Source organism: Haloglomus irregulare (genome assembly GCF_007421925.1).
GTDB lineage: Archaea > Halobacteriota > Halobacteria > Halobacteriales > Haloarculaceae > Haloglomus > Haloglomus irregulare.
On sequence record NZ_QMDX01000010.1, the window covers coordinates 37,044 to 51,442 of the forward strand.

The 14,399-nt window shown below is 70.6% G+C and carries 18 protein-coding genes and 1 tRNA gene; 13 read left to right on the top strand and 6 right to left on the bottom strand.

All coding sequences use genetic code 11. The features are described 5' to 3' along the window. Window positions 1-11 precede the first annotated feature (11 nt). Complete coding sequence (gene crcB / locus DP107_RS14025; RefSeq protein ID WP_144262772.1) at window positions 12-356, bottom strand: fluoride efflux transporter CrcB; 345 nt, start codon at window positions 354-356, stop codon at window positions 12-14. Next, window positions 353-754, bottom strand: coding sequence for a fluoride efflux transporter FluC (locus DP107_RS14030; RefSeq protein ID WP_144262773.1), 402 nt, complete (start codon window positions 752-754; stop codon window positions 353-355). The genes crcB and DP107_RS14030 overlap by 4 nt, the downstream gene beginning before the upstream one ends. An 84-nt stretch (window positions 755-838) precedes the next feature. On the opposite strand from DP107_RS14030, the gene DP107_RS14035 reads away from it, so the two are divergent. Further along, window positions 839-1,282 (top strand): DUF7382 domain-containing protein, encoded by a 444-nt coding sequence (locus DP107_RS14035; RefSeq protein ID WP_185977321.1) that lies wholly within the window; start codon window positions 839-841, stop codon window positions 1,280-1,282. A gap of 53 nt (window positions 1,283-1,335) precedes the next feature. Here DP107_RS14035 and DP107_RS14040 read toward each other — a convergent pair whose 3' ends face one another. Beyond that, window positions 1,336-2,019, bottom strand: coding sequence for an HAD family hydrolase (locus DP107_RS14040; protein WP_144262774.1), 684 nt, complete (start codon window positions 2,017-2,019; stop codon window positions 1,336-1,338). Window positions 2,020-2,082: 63 nt separating this feature from the next. Next, window positions 2,083-2,760 carry an HAD family hydrolase gene (locus DP107_RS14045; protein ID WP_144262775.1) on the bottom strand — a complete coding sequence of 226 codons (678 nt, stop codon included), beginning with the start codon at window positions 2,758-2,760 and terminating at the stop codon, window positions 2,083-2,085. Window positions 2,761-2,907: 147 nt separating this feature from the next. Here DP107_RS14045 and secF point away from each other — a divergent pair, with 147 nt between their 5' ends. The 4 genes from secF (at window position 2,908) to DP107_RS14065 (ending at window position 6,673) form a co-directional block, all read left to right on the top strand. Next, the gene (gene secF / locus DP107_RS14050) at window positions 2,908-3,801 is read left to right on the top strand and encodes a protein translocase subunit SecF (protein ID WP_144262776.1); all 894 of its coding nucleotides are present in this window, start codon (window positions 2,908-2,910) and stop codon (window positions 3,799-3,801) included. Then, window positions 3,798-5,378, top strand: a complete 1,581-nt coding sequence (locus DP107_RS14055) for a preprotein translocase subunit SecD (protein WP_144262777.1) — start codon at window positions 3,798-3,800, stop codon at window positions 5,376-5,378. The genes secF and DP107_RS14055 overlap by 4 nt, the downstream gene beginning before the upstream one ends. Before the next feature lie 95 nt (window positions 5,379-5,473). Further along, complete coding sequence (locus tag DP107_RS14060; protein WP_144262778.1) at window positions 5,474-6,208, top strand: Nmad3 family putative nucleotide modification protein; 735 nt, start codon at window positions 5,474-5,476, stop codon at window positions 6,206-6,208. 63 nt (window positions 6,209-6,271) lie between these two features. After that, entirely contained in the window at window positions 6,272-6,673 is a 402-nt protein-coding gene (locus tag DP107_RS14065; protein WP_144262779.1) for a cupin domain-containing protein, read from the top strand. A 98-nt stretch (window positions 6,674-6,771) separates the two neighbouring features. Here the strand turns inward: DP107_RS14065 and DP107_RS14070 are convergent, their stop codons facing one another. Next, the gene (locus DP107_RS14070) at window positions 6,772-7,557 is read right to left on the bottom strand and encodes a histidine kinase (protein WP_202877415.1); all 786 of its coding nucleotides are present in this window, start codon (window positions 7,555-7,557) and stop codon (window positions 6,772-6,774) included. Window positions 7,558-7,692: 135 nt separating this feature from the next. Continuing rightward, a tRNA-Gly gene (locus DP107_RS14075) sits at window positions 7,693-7,763 on the bottom strand. A gap of 192 nt (window positions 7,764-7,955) precedes the next feature. On the opposite strand from DP107_RS14075, the gene DP107_RS14080 reads away from it, so the two are divergent. From DP107_RS14080 to DP107_RS14115, 8 genes are all read left to right on the top strand, one after another. Continuing rightward, window positions 7,956-8,783 carry an NAD+ synthase gene (locus DP107_RS14080; RefSeq protein WP_144262780.1) on the top strand — a complete coding sequence of 276 codons (828 nt, stop codon included), beginning with the start codon at window positions 7,956-7,958 and terminating at the stop codon, window positions 8,781-8,783. Window positions 8,784-8,831: 48 nt separating this feature from the next. After that, window positions 8,832-9,086 carry a DUF7312 domain-containing protein gene (locus DP107_RS14085; protein ID WP_144262781.1) on the top strand — a complete coding sequence of 85 codons (255 nt, stop codon included), beginning with the start codon at window positions 8,832-8,834 and terminating at the stop codon, window positions 9,084-9,086. A gap of 67 nt (window positions 9,087-9,153) precedes the next feature. Then, window positions 9,154-9,768 (top strand): NfeD family protein, encoded by a 615-nt coding sequence (locus DP107_RS14090; RefSeq protein ID WP_144262782.1) that lies wholly within the window; start codon window positions 9,154-9,156, stop codon window positions 9,766-9,768. A gap of 155 nt (window positions 9,769-9,923) precedes the next feature. Continuing rightward, the gene (locus DP107_RS14095) at window positions 9,924-11,243 is read left to right on the top strand and encodes an amidohydrolase (protein ID WP_144262783.1); all 1,320 of its coding nucleotides are present in this window, start codon (window positions 9,924-9,926) and stop codon (window positions 11,241-11,243) included. 297 nt (window positions 11,244-11,540) lie between these two features. Then, window positions 11,541-12,167, top strand: a complete 627-nt coding sequence (locus DP107_RS14100) for a hypothetical protein (RefSeq protein WP_144262784.1) — start codon at window positions 11,541-11,543, stop codon at window positions 12,165-12,167. Between the two features lie 124 nt (window positions 12,168-12,291). Next, window positions 12,292-13,569 (top strand): adenosylhomocysteinase, encoded by a 1,278-nt coding sequence (locus tag DP107_RS14105; protein ID WP_144262785.1) that lies wholly within the window; start codon window positions 12,292-12,294, stop codon window positions 13,567-13,569. A gap of 40 nt (window positions 13,570-13,609) precedes the next feature. Continuing rightward, window positions 13,610-13,873: a hypothetical protein gene (locus DP107_RS14110; RefSeq protein ID WP_144262786.1), complete on the top strand. Its 264-nt coding sequence runs from the start codon at window positions 13,610-13,612 to the stop codon at window positions 13,871-13,873. Between the two features lie 100 nt (window positions 13,874-13,973). Beyond that, entirely contained in the window at window positions 13,974-14,381 is a 408-nt protein-coding gene (locus DP107_RS14115; protein WP_144262787.1) for a DUF5790 family protein, read from the top strand. The last annotated feature ends 18 nt before the right edge of the window (window positions 14,382-14,399 follow it).

Sequence of the window (14,399 nt, forward strand, 5' to 3'; positions counted from 1 at the left end):
GTAGCGACCGATCAGAGCGCGCCGGCGGCAAGCGCCCCCATCCACACGGCGACCAACGCCCCGAGGAGGTTCACCGTCGCGTTCAGTACCGCCCGCCGGGCGCGCCCGGATTCGGCCAGTCGCACCGTCTCGTAGGCGAAGGTGGAGAACGTCGTGAACGCGCCACAGAAGCCCGTCCCGACCAGCAGCAGCAGGTCGTCGCCGACGGGGACGGCGACGAGGGCGCCCAGCAGGAACGAGCCGAGCACGTTCACCGCGAGCGTGTCGCGGGTCCCCGTCTCGACGCGCTCGCCGAGCAGGTGCCGGGCCAGCGCGCCGGCGACGCCGCCCAACCCCACGAGCAGCGCCGGCTTCACGCCATCACCCGGACGACGACCTGCCCGAGACCGATGGCGACGAAGCCGAGGGCGTAGGTGAGGGCGACGTAGACGGCGGCGAGTGCCGGTGTCGGCGCGCCCGTACCGATGGCCGGCAGCCCCACGAGGCCGGCCGTCCCGACGGCGAACGTCGAGTACGTGGTGAACGACGCGCAGAAGCCGGTGCCGACGAGGAGCCGTGTCCCCCGGCCGAGCGAGCCGACCAGCCGGTTCTCGTACAGTAGCAGGCTCAGGAGGAACGCGCCGCCGACGTTGGCGGCCAGGGTCCCCCAGGGGAGCGCTCCGGCGGGTAGCATCTCGGCGAGGGCGTACCGCAGGGCAGCCCCGACGGAACCGCCGGCTGCGACGAGCGCCAGCGGCCGGAGTCGTTCGCGCATGCTCGGCGTGGCGGGCGGGGGGTGCTTGTATCGTCCGGAGCGCGGACGGCGAAGATTGAAACCGGAGGCCGCGCCACCCGCCCCGTGCGAACGAGACGCCTCGCGGACGACGACCGCGGTATCGAGGGACTGCCGGTCCGGCTGGTCATCGCGCTGGTGGTCGGGGTGGCCAGCCTCGGCATCATGCTGAACATGCTCTCCGGGCTGTCGGGGCTGGGCGTGGCAGAGGTCGACGTCGCGCCGGAACCGACGGTGACGGAGCCGGGACCGACGAACGTGACCGTCCGCGTGGTCGACCCCGACGGCGGCGGGGTAGCGAACGCGACGGTCGTCGCCCGCGGCGGGTCCGCGCGGCTGGGCGGGACCCGGGTGGCCCGCACGGACCGGAACGGGACCGCGAGGCTCCGGCTCGACCCGAAGCTGGGGGCGAACCAGGCGGAGGGGACCGTCCGGTTCTCCGTGCAGCCGCCGCCCGAGGACTCGTTCGTCGACCGGCGGGATAACTCGGTCCTGCTCGTCGTTCGGTAGCTGTTGTAGGGATTACGAGCGGACGACCGCTGTATGTCGATAATACGGGGCGTTCACTCCCACGGCGGGTCGACGAGGTCGCGCATGGAGTCGAGTTCGAAGTGGGGGCGCGTGCCGGGGCGGCCGGTCGCGTCCCGCTCGGCCTCGGTCCGGAGCCAGGCCGTCCGCATCCCCGCGGCGTCGGCGCCGAGCACGTCGTCGCTGGAGTCGCCGACGTGAACCGTCGCGGGCGCGGCCGTCCCGAGGACGTCCAGCGCGTCGAGGAAGGGGGCGGGGTCGGGCTTGGCCAGCGTGTCGTAGCCCGCGTGGACGACGGTCTCGAAGACCCCCGACAGCCCGAGCGCATCGAGTTTGGGCGCCTGAATCTCCGGCGCGCCGTTGGTGACGACCGCCAGCGGGTAGCGCTCGGCGAGCGTCTCGACGGCCGCGCGGGCACCCGGCAGCGGCTCGACCGCGCGGTGGTCACGCAGTCGGGTGTGGACCGCGGCGACCCGCCGCCCGACCGCGCGGTCGTGGCCCCGCTCCTCGGCGAGGTCCGCGAAGCAGGCCTCCCGGAGTTCAGCCTTCGTGTCGGTCCGGGGGACGTAACGGAACATCCGGTCGTGGTACTCCGCGGCGGTGAAGAACGGCGCGACGCCGACCTCGTCGAACGCCGTGGCCAGCAGGTCGGCGGTGGAGCGCCGGTACTCGCACAGCGTCCGGTCGATGTCGAGCGTGACCGCCTGGACCCCTGTCATCCGGGCGGCCGTTGGCGCGCCCGCCGGTTAATCCCCACGTCGCCGGAGCGCGGCCGCCCGGTCTCACTCCCAGGGCGGTGCGGTGAGGTCGCCCATCCGGTCGATGGTGAAGTGGGGCCGGTGGTCGCCGGGACCGTCCGGCTGGCGGAGCCAGACCGACCGGAGGCCGGCGTTGTGGGCGCCGGCCACGTCGCTGGCCGCCGAGTTGCCGATGTGGACGGCCCGGTCGGGGGACGCGTCGAGGGTCGAGAGCGCCTCGTGGAACGGCGCGGCCGCGGGTTTGGCGGCCGTGTCGTAGCCCGCATGGACGACCGTCTCGAACCGGTCGGCGAAGGGGAGCGCGGCGAGTTTCCGACGCTGCATCCCCGGCGCGCCGTTCGTCACCACGCCGACACGGTAGCGCCGGGCGAGCGATTCGACGGCCTCGCGGGCGCCCGCCAGCGGGCGGACGTTCCCGTAGTCGCGCTCGGCGGCGAACGCGCGGGCAATTGCCCGACCCACCTCGGGGTCGCGCCCCCGGTCGGCGGCGATGGCGGCGAAACACCGCTCCCGGAGGTCCGCGACGTCCTCGCTCTCGTCGGTGAACTCGCCGTAGCGGGCCTCGTACGTCGCCCCATCGAAGAACGGCTCGACGCCGACCGCCTCGCAGGCGGTCGTGATGAGCTCGTCCCCCGACCGGCGGTACGCACACAGCGTGTCGTCCAGGTCGAACAGGACCGCCCGAACGGTGTCGGCTGGCATCACCCTCGCTGGGAGCCGCGTCGGGATAGCCCTCACGGCAACGGGTCGGGACTCGCCGCCGGACGGCTACTCGAGTAAGAAGGCTTATTCGCGGCCGTTTCGGACGCGTTCGCATGGTAGATTCCGCGCACGTGGGGGTGAGCGCCGGTGGCTGAAGCCGACGCCACCGGGAAGCTCCCGTTCGACCTCCCCGACGTGGACTACGAGCAGTACACGAACCGACAGCTCATCGTCGTCCCGCTGGTGGTGCTGGTGATCGCCCTGGCCGTCATCGGCGCGTTCTTCGCCGTCACCGGCTCGCCCGTCCGCCCGGGGCTGGCCTTCACCGGGGGCACCGAACTCCAGCTCACGGCGGCCGACTCGGCGGCGGCCATCGAGTCCACGTTCCAGTCCGAGGGCTTCGACGTGGAGTCGGTCCAGCCCATCCGCACGCAGTCCGACGGCTACATCGTCACCTTCCAGTCGACCGACACCGACGGCATCCAGCAGGCCGCCGAGGGCGCCGGCTACGACGTGGATTCGATACAGGGCCGGTCGGCCTCCTTCGGGGCACAGAGCCAGAGCCAGGCCCTGCTCGGGGTGGGCGTCGCCTTCGCCGGGATGGCGGTCCTCGTGTTCGCGCTGTTCCGGACGTTCGTTCCCTCCATCGCCGTCGTCGTCTCCGCGTTCTCCGACATCGTCATCCCCCTCGCCCTGATGAACGTCTTCGGGATGGAGTTGACACTGGGGACGGTCGCCGCGCTGTTGATGCTCATCGGGTACTCCGTCGACTCCGACCTCCTGCTGAACAACCACATCCTCCGGCGGTCGGGCGGCTTCTACGAGTCGACCTACCGGGCCATGCGGACCGGGGTGACGATGACGCTCACCTCCATCGCCGCGATGACGGTGATGTCCGTCGTCGCCTTCCTGCTCGGCATCCCGCTGCTCCCGGCCGTGGGGACGGTCCTCGTCTTCGGGCTGGTCGCCGACCTCATGAACACCTACCTGATGAACGTCACACTGCTCCGCTACTACAAGTACGAGGGGGTGGCGAAGTGAACCTCTCCCCCCGCGAGAACTGGCGTATCTACCTACTGCTCGTCCTGCTGCTGGTGAGCACCGTCGCCGTCTTCGTACCGCTCGGCGGTGCCGACACGGACGACAGCCAGACCAACCTCGAGTACGGGCTGGAGCTGTCCGGCGGCACCCGGGTTCGAGCCCCGCTCGTCGGCATGACCGCCGAGGTCGAACTCGAGGGGGCGAGCGCCCGCGATATCGAGTCGAGCGTCGCCAGCCAGCTCAACCGCTCCCGGACGGACGTCCAGGTGCGCGAGGTCCGCGACGGCCAGGACACGGTCGAGCTGTTCGCCAACGAGGCGAACGGCAACATCACGCAGGCCGACTTCGCGGCCGCCCTGCAGACGTCCGGGCTGGACGCGACCACCGACGACGTCCGCCCCGGCGTGACCGAGGCCACCCGCCAGACCGCGGTCAACGTGCTCGACAGCAAGATCAACAGCGTCGGCCTCTCGGGCGGCACGGTCTCCACCACCCGGACCCCGACCGGCGAGACGTTCATCCTCGTCGAGGTCCCGAACGCCAACCGCTCGGAGGTGCTCCGGCTCATCACCTCCCGCGGACAGGTGGAGCTGGTGGCGCACTTCCCCCAGCAGGGGGGCAACGAGACCACCTACCGGAACGTGGGACTGCTGACCCAGGAGGACTTCGCGAACCAGAACTTCCAGGCCGCGCAGGCCGAGGGGAACCAGCCCGCGCGCGTCCCGGTGTCGCTCCGGCAGGACCCCGCCCAGAACTTCTCGGACGCGATGCAGAGCTTCGGGTTCACCGACGAGGGCATCGGCAGCTGCGGCTACCGGCCCGAGTCCGGCGAGGACCCCGACACCTACCCGGGCTACTGCCTGTACACGGTCCGTGACGGCGAGGTCGTCTACGGCGCCTCGATGAGTCCGGGGCTCGCCAGGACCATCCGCAGCGGCGACTTCGTGAAGGACCCGGCGTTCGTCATCACGGCGAACAACTTCAGCGAGGCCCAGCAGCTCGCCATCGACCTGCAGGCGGGCGCGCTCCCGACCACGCTGGACATCGAGGGGCAGGGGACGACCTACTTCCTCGAGCCGTCGCTGGCGAACGAGTTCAAGCTGTTCTCGCTCATCACCGCCCTCGTCGCGGTCTTCGCGGTCGCCGGGATGGTGTTCCTGCGCTACCGCGAGCCCGGCGTCGCCGCGCCGATGGTGCTGACCGCCGGCGCGGAGGTGTTCCTGCTGCTCGGGTTCGCCTCCGCGGTCGGGTTGGCGCTTGACCTCTCGCACATCGCCGGCTTCATCGCCGTCATCGGTACCGGGGTGGACGACCTCATCATCATCGCCGACGAGATCCTCCAGTCCGGGGAGGTCAACACCTCGCGCGTCTTCGAGTCGCGCTTCCGCAAGGCGTTCTGGGTCATCGGCGCGGCCGCCGCGACCACCATCATCGCGATGTCGCCGCTGGCGGTGCTGTCGCTGGGCGATCTCCAGGGCTTTGCCATCATCACCATCGTCGGCGTCCTGCTGGGCGTCCTCGTCACCCGCCCGGCCTACGGTGACATCCTCCGGACCCTCGTGCTGGACGACGTCTGAGCGCGCGACCGCCACCTCCCCGGCCCGTGCGCGAGCCAGGCCGTGTCGGCGCCGTCCCGGCGGCTTGATGTACACGACCGACGCAGTAGACCCACATGCGCGGGCTCGCCATCAACGTCGGCGCGAACACCAACGAGCCGGGCTTCCGGGCACGAATCGACGCGTACGGGCAGTTCGACTTCATCCCCATCCCGGAGTCCGAGCCCACCCGCGCCGACGCCCACGCACCCACGTACGGCGAACTTGACGACGCACTCGACTGGCCCGTCGATGTGGCCGACGTGCGCGACGTGCCGACGCATCTGGACCCGGAGTTCGACGGCTACCCGTTCTGTGAGGGGTACACCTACGGCGACGAGCACGGGGTGAAAGCCCGGCCCATCCTGGAGCTGTCGGGCGGCGACTTCCTCTTCTTCTACGCGACGCTCTCGACGGGCGACGAGCGACCGGGCTGGCAGCCGCCGGAGTGGGGGGCGTTCGTCATCGGCCACTTCCGGCTGGCGCGGGACCCGCTCCCCGGCGAGACGTACCGCGAGGCGGCCGAAGCGACCCGGGACGTGTTCGCCAACAACGCCCACGTCAAGCGCGAGACGTTCGATGCCGAGGTGCTCGTCCAGGGCGACGCCTGGGGCTCGGAGCGCTACGACGTGGCTGTCCCGCTCTCGACGCGGACGGCCGGCGTCGACGCCAACCGGCTGGTGACGGAGCTGTCGGCCGACTCGGGGAAGGGGCCGTGGTGGCGTCGGCCGCTCCGGCTCGACGAGGCGGCCACCCGGGAGTGGCTCGACATCGGTGACACGGCCGCGTTCGACCGCTGCTTCGACGGCTGAACGGGCATCCGGCACGCGGGCCGAGCCGGAAGCTTCCTGTCCGGAGCGCTCACACCGACTGTCATGACTGACGCCGACGGGACCACCGTCTCGCTATCCGACGCCTTCGACCGCATCGACGAGTACTGGGCGCCGCGGCTGGCGGCCGAGCCGAACGGTCAGCACGTCAAGCTCGCGAAGCTACGCGGTGCGTTCGAGTGGCACCACCACGCCGGCGCCGACGAACTGTTCCTCGTCGTCGCTGGCGCCCTCGACATCGAGCTGCGCGAGACCCCCGACGTCCACCTTGAGGCGAACGAGTTCCACGTCGTCCCGGCTGGGGTCGAGCACCGGCCCGCCGTCCCCGCGGACACCGGGGTCGGCCCGGGCGGCGACGCGGCCCACGTGCTACTGTTCGAGCCCGCGGGGACGCTGAACACGGGGGAGTCAGAGAGCGAGCGGACCCGCGAGGTCGAGGAGCTGTAACCGTTCCGGCGCGACGACGGCCAGGAACAGGGGGTCGGACGGGAACGGCGTCTCCAGCCCTCTCGTCGCGCCGACAGCCGGTGGACCGCCGTCCCGATTCAGAAGTTCGCCCGGACGTACTCGCCGATACGCGCCACCCGTTCGGGGTCGTATGTCCACATCGCCTGCCACTCGTTGTCGCCGACCTCGACGGCGACGAGGGCGACGTGCCCGCTCTCGCCGGGCGGCGGCCGGAAGACGACGAACCAGGAGCGGCGGTACTCCTCGTGGGTGCCGGCGTGGACCGTCACGTCCAGCTCGTCGGGGACGGGTTCGTCGTGGACGCCGTAAACGTGGGCGTCGACCTCGGTGTCGCCGAGCCAGCCGTACACCGTCCGGGTGCCGTACTCGTCGTCGAGCCGCGAGAGCCGCTGGAAGGAGGCGTCGAACCGGCCGCCGCCGACCTCAAGCGCCCGGCCCTCGATGAACCGGGAGATGAGGACGAGCAGCAGTTTCTCCTTGTTCGAGGCGGGAAAGCCCCGCACCTGGAACTCGACCTCGTCGAGTCCCGTCAGCACGTCCGGCATCTCCGCCTCGGCCAGCCCGTTCGCGCCGGTCCGGTACCGGTCGGTGTTCACGAGGAGGAACGCCCGTTGGAGGCGATCCATCGACGTGGTGGCGGCGACCGACCCGCTCCTCAGCAACAGGACCAGGTCCTCCTCGCCCTCCGGGAGCTGTCGTTCGGAGACCGAAACCGTCTGTGTCCCGAACGCCTCGTCCAGCAGGTCGATCAGCGGCTCCGGTCCCGTCCGGTTCACCACCATCAGCGTCGTCTCCGTCTCCGGCACCTCGTCGATGAACGAGGTGAGTGCGCCGGGCAGGTTGTCGGTCTCGATGGCGTCCACGAGTACGTTTCTGGCAGGGGCTTGAGCGTAATGAAAGCATGGACCGTATCCGCCCTCGACTGAGCCACAGTTCGGCCGGAAACGGGTCCCGACGGCGGACGATCGTCGGTGATGACACACGGCGGGTCGGCGTAGTGCGCCGTCCGGGAATCGAACCCGGGCTATTAGCTTGGGAAGCTAATGTCCTACCACTGGACCAACGGCGCGCATCCGTTCGCGCCCCGCGACTCGTCATCCCGTCTGGATCACTCGTCGACAGCGCGCTCGTCTCGGTCTACTCCGCTCGCCGACTTCAACGTAGCGCTTCGGCGACCGCCGGGCGCCGTCGACCCCCACGACCGTCCAGTTTCGGGGGCGGGGACGGGGGGTATTAGTCGCAAGCGGCCCATCATCCGGTAATGGCAGAAGCCACCGAACTCGTAGAGGAGACGAACGTCGACCTGCTGCTGTCGGAGGCCGAACTGGAGGCCCATCGCGAGCATATCACCGCGTTCATCAAGGGGGTCGTGGACGACGCCGGCGCCGAGGGTGCCGTCCTGGGGTTGTCGGGCGGCATCGACTCGACGCTGACGGCCTTCCTGGCGGTCGAGGCGCTCGGTGAGGAGGGCCTCCACGGGCTCGTCATGCCGAGCGACGTGAACACGGAGCGGAACATGAGCGACGCCGAGCGCGTCGCCGAGATGCTGGAGATCGAGTACGACGTGCTCGATATCAACCCGGTCGTCGACGCGTTCGTCGACGTCGCGCCGGACCACGCGGCCGAGGACCGGATGGCACTCGGGAACGTCCGGGTCCGGACGCGGGCGGTGCTGAACTACTTCGTCGCCAACGCCGAGTCCGGCGTCGTCCTCGGGACGGGCAACCGCTCGGAGGCGATGGCCGGCTACTACACGAAGTACGGCGACCAGGCCGTCGACTGCAACCCCATCGGCAACCTGTATAAGTGCCAGGTCCGCCAGCTGGCCCGGCACGTCGGCGTCCCCGACGAGTTCGTCGAGAAACCCCCCAGCGCGGAGATGTGGGAGGGCCAGACCGACGAGGGGGAGCTGGGGCTCGACTACGACACGCTGGACGCCATCCTGGCGCTCCACGTCGACGGGCCGTTCTCGAAGGCCGCGACCGTCCGCGCGCTGGACGTGCCCGAGTCGGCGGTCGAGCATGTCGAGGAGCTGGTCGCGACGAGCGAACATAAGCGCCACATGCCGCCGGCGCCCGAACCGCGCTGACCCGGGGTCGACGGTAGCCATTTGAGCGTCCGGACCGAACGGAGTGGTATGGACGAGACGGACGGCTCCCGCCGGGGGGATGACGACAGCGAGCACGCCACTGAGCGGGACCCGGAGACGGTCGCGGCGACCGTCGAGGAGGTCGAGGGGATCGAGTACGAGAGTGGCAACGTCGCGGGCGCGTCGCCGACGCGGGACCTGGGCCCGGTCGAACCCGGGGCCCCGACGGTGGAGGGCGCGCTGTTCGTGCTGCTGGGCGTCGTGCTCACGCTCGCCGTCCTCGCGCAGCTGGTCGGCTTCTGAGCGGCGGGTCGGCGGCGGGCGGGCGCCAGGGCCCAACGGTTATTCGGTGGGCCATCCTATCTCGAGTATGGTCGACGCCTTCGCCGTCCTGCCCCTCCAGGGGGGGTTCGAGCTGTTCGGCCTCTCGCTCTCGTTGATCCTCCTCCTCGCGGGTACCGGGCTGATCGTGCTGGAAGCGCTCGCGCCCGGCGCGCACTTCATCGTCGTCGGGGTGGCGCTGCTGGCCGCCGGCCTCGTCGGCACGCTGCTGGGCTCCGTACTGGGACCGCTCACGCCGCTCCTGCTCGCGGCTGTCGTGCTCGTGGCCGGGGCCGGCTCACTGTACGCCTACCGCAACGTCGGCATCTACGGGCGGGAGGACGACGGCCGCACCTCCGACTCCGACGCGCTCCGGGGCAAGACTGGCCGCGTCACCGAGCGCGTCACCGCCGACGGCGGCGAGGTGAAGCTCAAGGAGGGCGGGTTCAACCCCAACTACCAGGCACGGGCCATGGACGGCGCCATCGAGGAGGGCGAGGAGGTCATGGTTATCGACCCGGGTGGTGGCAACGTCCTCACCGTCGAGTCGGTCGCGAGCATCAGCGAGGACTCCATCGACCGCGAACTCGCGCGCGAGCGGGCCCGAGGGGAGCACGAGGCCGACGGCGAGACGGACCGCGACGACGAACCCGAGGTCGCCTGACACGGGACGACGAGGGCGTTTTCTCTGGCAGATGGCCGATACGCCGATAGAACCGGTAGTTCCGACTGAACGTGTCCAGTTCACAGCGAACCGTCACCGGTTCCCCACAACGCCCATCCGTCAGGTTCACGCTGTCGACCCGAGAACGACATGTCATGACCCTCTCCGATGGCACGTACCGCATCGCCGGCGGACACGTCCTGCGACCGGACGCCACCGTCGGGCGCGCGGACGTCCTCGTCGACGGGTCGGCCGGCGTCGTCGAGGCCGTCGGCGACCCGGACGACCTCCCCGCCGTGGACGCGACGCTCGACGCCACGGACGGCCTCGTCATGCCCGGCCTCGTCAACGCACACACCCACGTCGCGATGACGCTCCTGCGCGGATACGCCGACGACAAGTCGCTGGACCGGTGGCTGCAGGAGGACGTCTGGCCCGTGGAGGGTGTCCTCGAGCCCGAGGACGTCCGGGCCGGGGCGCGACTCGGCGTCCTGGAGATGATCCGCTCTGGGACGACCGCCTTCGCCGACATGTACTTCCACATGGAGCAGGTGGCGGACGTGGTAGCCGAAACCGGCCTCCGGGCACGACTGGGTCACGGCGTCGTCACGGTCGGGAAGGACGACGACGCGGCCCGCGCGGACTTCGAGGAGTCGCTGGACGTGGCTCGCGACCTGGACGGGGCCGCTGACGGCCGCGTCCGGACGATGGTCGCCCCCCACTCGCTCACCACGGTCGGGACCGGCTACCTGGACGAGTTCATCCCACGAGCCCGCGAGGCCGGCGTCCCGGTGCACCTGCACGCCAACGAGACGCGCGACGAGGTCGAGCCGCTCGTCGAGGCCCACGACCAGCGTCCGCTCGTGTACGCCCGGGACCGCGGGCTGCTGGCGTCCGAGGACTTCCTCGCCCACGGCGTGCACCTCGACGGCCCGGAGGTCGGCCTGCTGGCCGAGACCGGCACCGGCGTCGTCCACTGCCCGGCGTCGAACATGAAGCTCGCGAGCGGGATGGCGCCCGTCCAGCGGCTGCTTGACGCCGGCGTCCCGGTCGCGCTCGGGACCGACGGCGCCGCTTCGAACAACGACCTCTCGATGTTCGACGAACTGCGCGACGCGGCCATGCTGGGGAAGCTCGCCGCGGACGACGCGAGCGCGGTCCCGGCCGCGACCGCCGTCCGGATGGCGACCGCGGGCGGCGCGGCCGTGCTGGACCTGCCGGGCGGCCGGGTCGAACCCGGCGCCGCGGCCGACCTCGCCGTGGTCGACCTCGACGCGGCACACCTCACCCCGCGACACGACCCGGTCAGTCACCTCGCGTACGCCGCGAGCGGCCACGACGTGCGCCACACGGTCTGCGACGGTCGCGTGCTGATGCGCGACCGGGAGGTGCTGGCGCTGGACCCCGAGGCGACCAAGCGGGAGGCCACGCGCCGGAGCCGCGACGCCGTCTCGCGAGCCACCGGCGACGAGTGAGGGTCGACTCGCGGGGACCACGCGCAGCCCCGCTCCCGCACGGGGCGGACCTACCACCCCACTCGTAGCCCCGGATACCGACCCTCGACCCGGATGGCTCCGGCCTCGCGGCGGGCCGCTCGCCCCCGATGGTGATGCGAGATGCACCGAACAGTGAGAGCCACTCAAAACACTCTTTGAACGATGAAAGTCGCTCTGAGAACCGTGTATGCTATCGAGACGACCGCGTTGAACGGGGTGAACGGAACGAACGTGGACCGCGCTTTATGCTGGTATCCCGGAAAGGAACGAGTGACGATGACCAGCACTCGGCACAAACTGCTCGCGGTCGGTATGGTGGTGGCGATGGTCCTGATGGCCCTCGCTCCGGCCGCCGCGGCCGCGACGACACAGGAGGACGGCGACACTGACACACCCACTCCCACGCCGACCGACGACGGCGAGACAGAGGAGGACGCGGACGAGACGGGCGACAACGAAACGGACGCCGAAGAGGAGTTGGACGGCGACGAGGAGGATAGCGATACGAACGAAACGGAGACCGACGACGGCAACGAAACGGAGACCGACGACGGCAACGAGTCCGACGCGTTCGGCCTCGAGGTCTCCTCGTTCGTCTCGGGCCTCCTCGACGGCAACTCGACGAACGACACCAACGCGACGGCCGGGCCGGGCAACGGTATCGGCCGGCTCGTCGCCGACTTCGTCCTGGCGAACAACCCCGGTAACGCGCCCGAGAGCGCCGGGCCGCCGGCCGACGCCGGTCCCGGTAACGACACGAACGTGACCACCGGCCCGCCGGACGACGCCGGCCCGCCGGACGACGCCGGCCCGCCGGATGACGCCGGCCCGGGCGGTGGCGGCGATGCGGACGATGCCGAGACCAGCGGCGGTGGCGGCCCCGGCCACAGAGGTCCCAACTGATTCGGTAGTTCAGCTCCACGTTCTCCCCCGTTTCTCGCACCGTGTCGGCGTCGCCGCCGGTTCGGCAGCGCACCCGACGGCGGTGTTCGGTAGCGTTTTCCGGGCGCTCCCCCTCGATGTGGATATGACCGAGACCATCACGGGCCGGGTCGAGGACCCGGACGCGGCCCGCGAGTCGGGTCGGCAGAAGATCTCGTGGGCACGTCAGCATATGCCCATCCTGGCGTCGCTGCGCGAGGAGTTCCGCGGCGAGCGACCCCTCGAGGGCGAGACCGTCGGGATGGCGATGCACGTCGAGGCGAAGACGGCCGTCCTGACCGAGACGCTGGCCGAGGCCGGCGCCGAGGTCGCGATCACCGGCTGCAACCCGCTCTCGACCCACGACGACGTGAGCGTCGCGCTCGACGCCCATCCGTCGATCACCTCCTACGCCGAGCGCGGCGTCGACGACGACGAGTACTACGAGGCGATGGAGGCAGTCATCGCACACGAGCCGACCATCACGGTCGACGACGGCGGCGATCTCGTCTTCCGCATCCACGAGGAGCACCCCGAGCTCATCGAGGGCATCGTCGGCGGCTGTGAGGAGACGACTACCGGCGTCCACCGACTGCGCGCCATGGCCGAGGACGGCGCGCTCGAATATCCGATGTTCGCCGTCAACGACACGCCGATGAAGCGGCTGTTCGACAACGTCCACGGCACCGGCGAGGCCGCGCTGTCGAACATCTCGATGACGACGAACCTCTCGTTCGCGGGGAAGACGGTCGTCGTCGCGGGCTACGGCTACTGTGGCCGCGGCGTCGCCAAGAAGGCCGCCGGGCAGAACGCGAACGTCGTCGTCACGGAGGTCGACCCCCGACGGGCGCTGGAGGCCCACATGGAGGGATACGAGGTCCTGCCGATGGCCGAGGCCGCCGCCGAGGGCGACATCTTCGTCACGACCACCGGCAATCGTGACGTCATCACGCAGGAGCACTTCCGGAGGATGGACGACGGCGTCGTCCTCTCGAACGCCGGCCACTTCGACGTGGAGATCAATCTCGACCAGCTCGACGACATGGCCGAGGCTCGCGAGGAGGTCCGCGACGGGGTCGAGGCGTTCGAGCTCCCCGACGGGCGCCGCATCAACGTGCTCGCGGAGGGGCGACTCGTCAACCTGGCCTCCCCCATCGCGATGGGCCACCCGGTCGAGGTCATGGACCAGTCGTTCGGCATCCAGGCGGTCTGCGCGCGGGAACTGGTCGCGAACACCGACCCGTACGAGGCCGGCGTCCACGACGTGCCGGACGAACTCGACCGCGAGGTCGCCGAGGTGAAGCTCGACGCCGAGGGGATCGAGGTTGACGAGCTGAGCGACGCGCAGCGAGACTACATGGACTCCTGGGACCACGGGACCTGAGGGCCACCGTTTCTTCATCCTCCGGTCGCTGCTCCGACGTATGACGCTCGCCTTCGAGCCCAGCACGCTCACCTGCGCGGTCTGCGGCGACGGTATCGACTCGGGCTACCTCCCCGTCACCGGGACCGACGGCGGCGACGAGCCGCTCACCGACGCCGCGGCCTGTGACGCCTGCGGGTTCACGGCCGTCGGGATGGGCGGCTGCGCGCCGGAACTCGACGACCTGACCGATGACCCGGCGGCCGACGCGCTCTGCCACGTCCGGTTCACCGGGGACGGGGTCGAGGTACTCCGTCGGAAGTGATCCCGCCGGACGGCCCTTGAGGTGGCAGCGCGGCCCTCGCGGCCGGTTTCACTTCCGGTTTCGGGCGTTCGTTTAAATCGTCTCCCCGAGAACAGCGGGTATGAGCCAGTCCACCTTCGACGACGACGAGCTGTTCGATGAGGCCACCAGCGAGATGCGCGAGGAGGTCGAGGAGGCCCTCGAGACGGCCCGGGCCGAGCTCCCCGAACCGGACGCCGTCTGGGAGGTGGAGGCGGACAACACGCTGGGCGTGCTGAACGCGCTGAAGGGGGCCCTCGACGTCGGCGACGCCGGCGACCATCTCCGCGAGGCCAAAAAGCAGTTCGTCCTCGGCCAGCGGGCCGACGCGTTCGAGGACGCCGACGACCTCGAGGACGACATCGGGGAGCTGGAGGCCCTGTTCGGCGACATCGAGACCGCACACGGGGAGGCCTCCGACCTCGCCGCCACGGTCCCGGGCCTGAAGTCGACGCTGGAGGACGCCCACGGGGACGAGGAGGAAGCGTAATCGGGGCTGCGACCTACA

What these genes read in the sequence shown, in the direction of transcription:
- DP107_RS14030 (WP_144262773.1), bottom strand. Translation starts at nt 754, where the DNA reads ATGCGCGAACGACTCCGGCCGCTGGCGCTCGTCGCAGCCGGCGGTTCC.
- DP107_RS14040 (WP_144262774.1), bottom strand. Translation starts at nt 2,019, where the DNA reads ATGACAGGGGTCCAGGCGGTCACGCTCGACATCGACCGGACGCTGTGC.
- DP107_RS14045 (WP_144262775.1), bottom strand. Translation starts at nt 2,760, where the DNA reads ATGCCAGCCGACACCGTTCGGGCGGTCCTGTTCGACCTGGACGACACG.
- DP107_RS14060 (WP_144262778.1), top strand. Translation starts at nt 5,474, where the DNA reads ATGCGCGGGCTCGCCATCAACGTCGGCGCGAACACCAACGAGCCGGGC.
- DP107_RS14065 (WP_144262779.1), top strand. Translation starts at nt 6,272, where the DNA reads ATGACTGACGCCGACGGGACCACCGTCTCGCTATCCGACGCCTTCGAC.
- DP107_RS14080 (WP_144262780.1), top strand. Translation starts at nt 7,956, where the DNA reads ATGGCAGAAGCCACCGAACTCGTAGAGGAGACGAACGTCGACCTGCTG.
- DP107_RS14085 (WP_144262781.1), top strand. Translation starts at nt 8,832, where the DNA reads ATGGACGAGACGGACGGCTCCCGCCGGGGGGATGACGACAGCGAGCAC.
- DP107_RS14090 (WP_144262782.1), top strand. Translation starts at nt 9,154, where the DNA reads ATGGTCGACGCCTTCGCCGTCCTGCCCCTCCAGGGGGGGTTCGAGCTG.
- DP107_RS14095 (WP_144262783.1), top strand. Translation starts at nt 9,924, where the DNA reads ATGACCCTCTCCGATGGCACGTACCGCATCGCCGGCGGACACGTCCTG.
- DP107_RS14100 (WP_144262784.1), top strand. Translation starts at nt 11,541, where the DNA reads ATGACCAGCACTCGGCACAAACTGCTCGCGGTCGGTATGGTGGTGGCG.
- DP107_RS14105 (WP_144262785.1), top strand. Translation starts at nt 12,292, where the DNA reads ATGACCGAGACCATCACGGGCCGGGTCGAGGACCCGGACGCGGCCCGC.
- DP107_RS14110 (WP_144262786.1), top strand. Translation starts at nt 13,610, where the DNA reads ATGACGCTCGCCTTCGAGCCCAGCACGCTCACCTGCGCGGTCTGCGGC.
- DP107_RS14115 (WP_144262787.1), top strand. Translation starts at nt 13,974, where the DNA reads ATGAGCCAGTCCACCTTCGACGACGACGAGCTGTTCGATGAGGCCACC.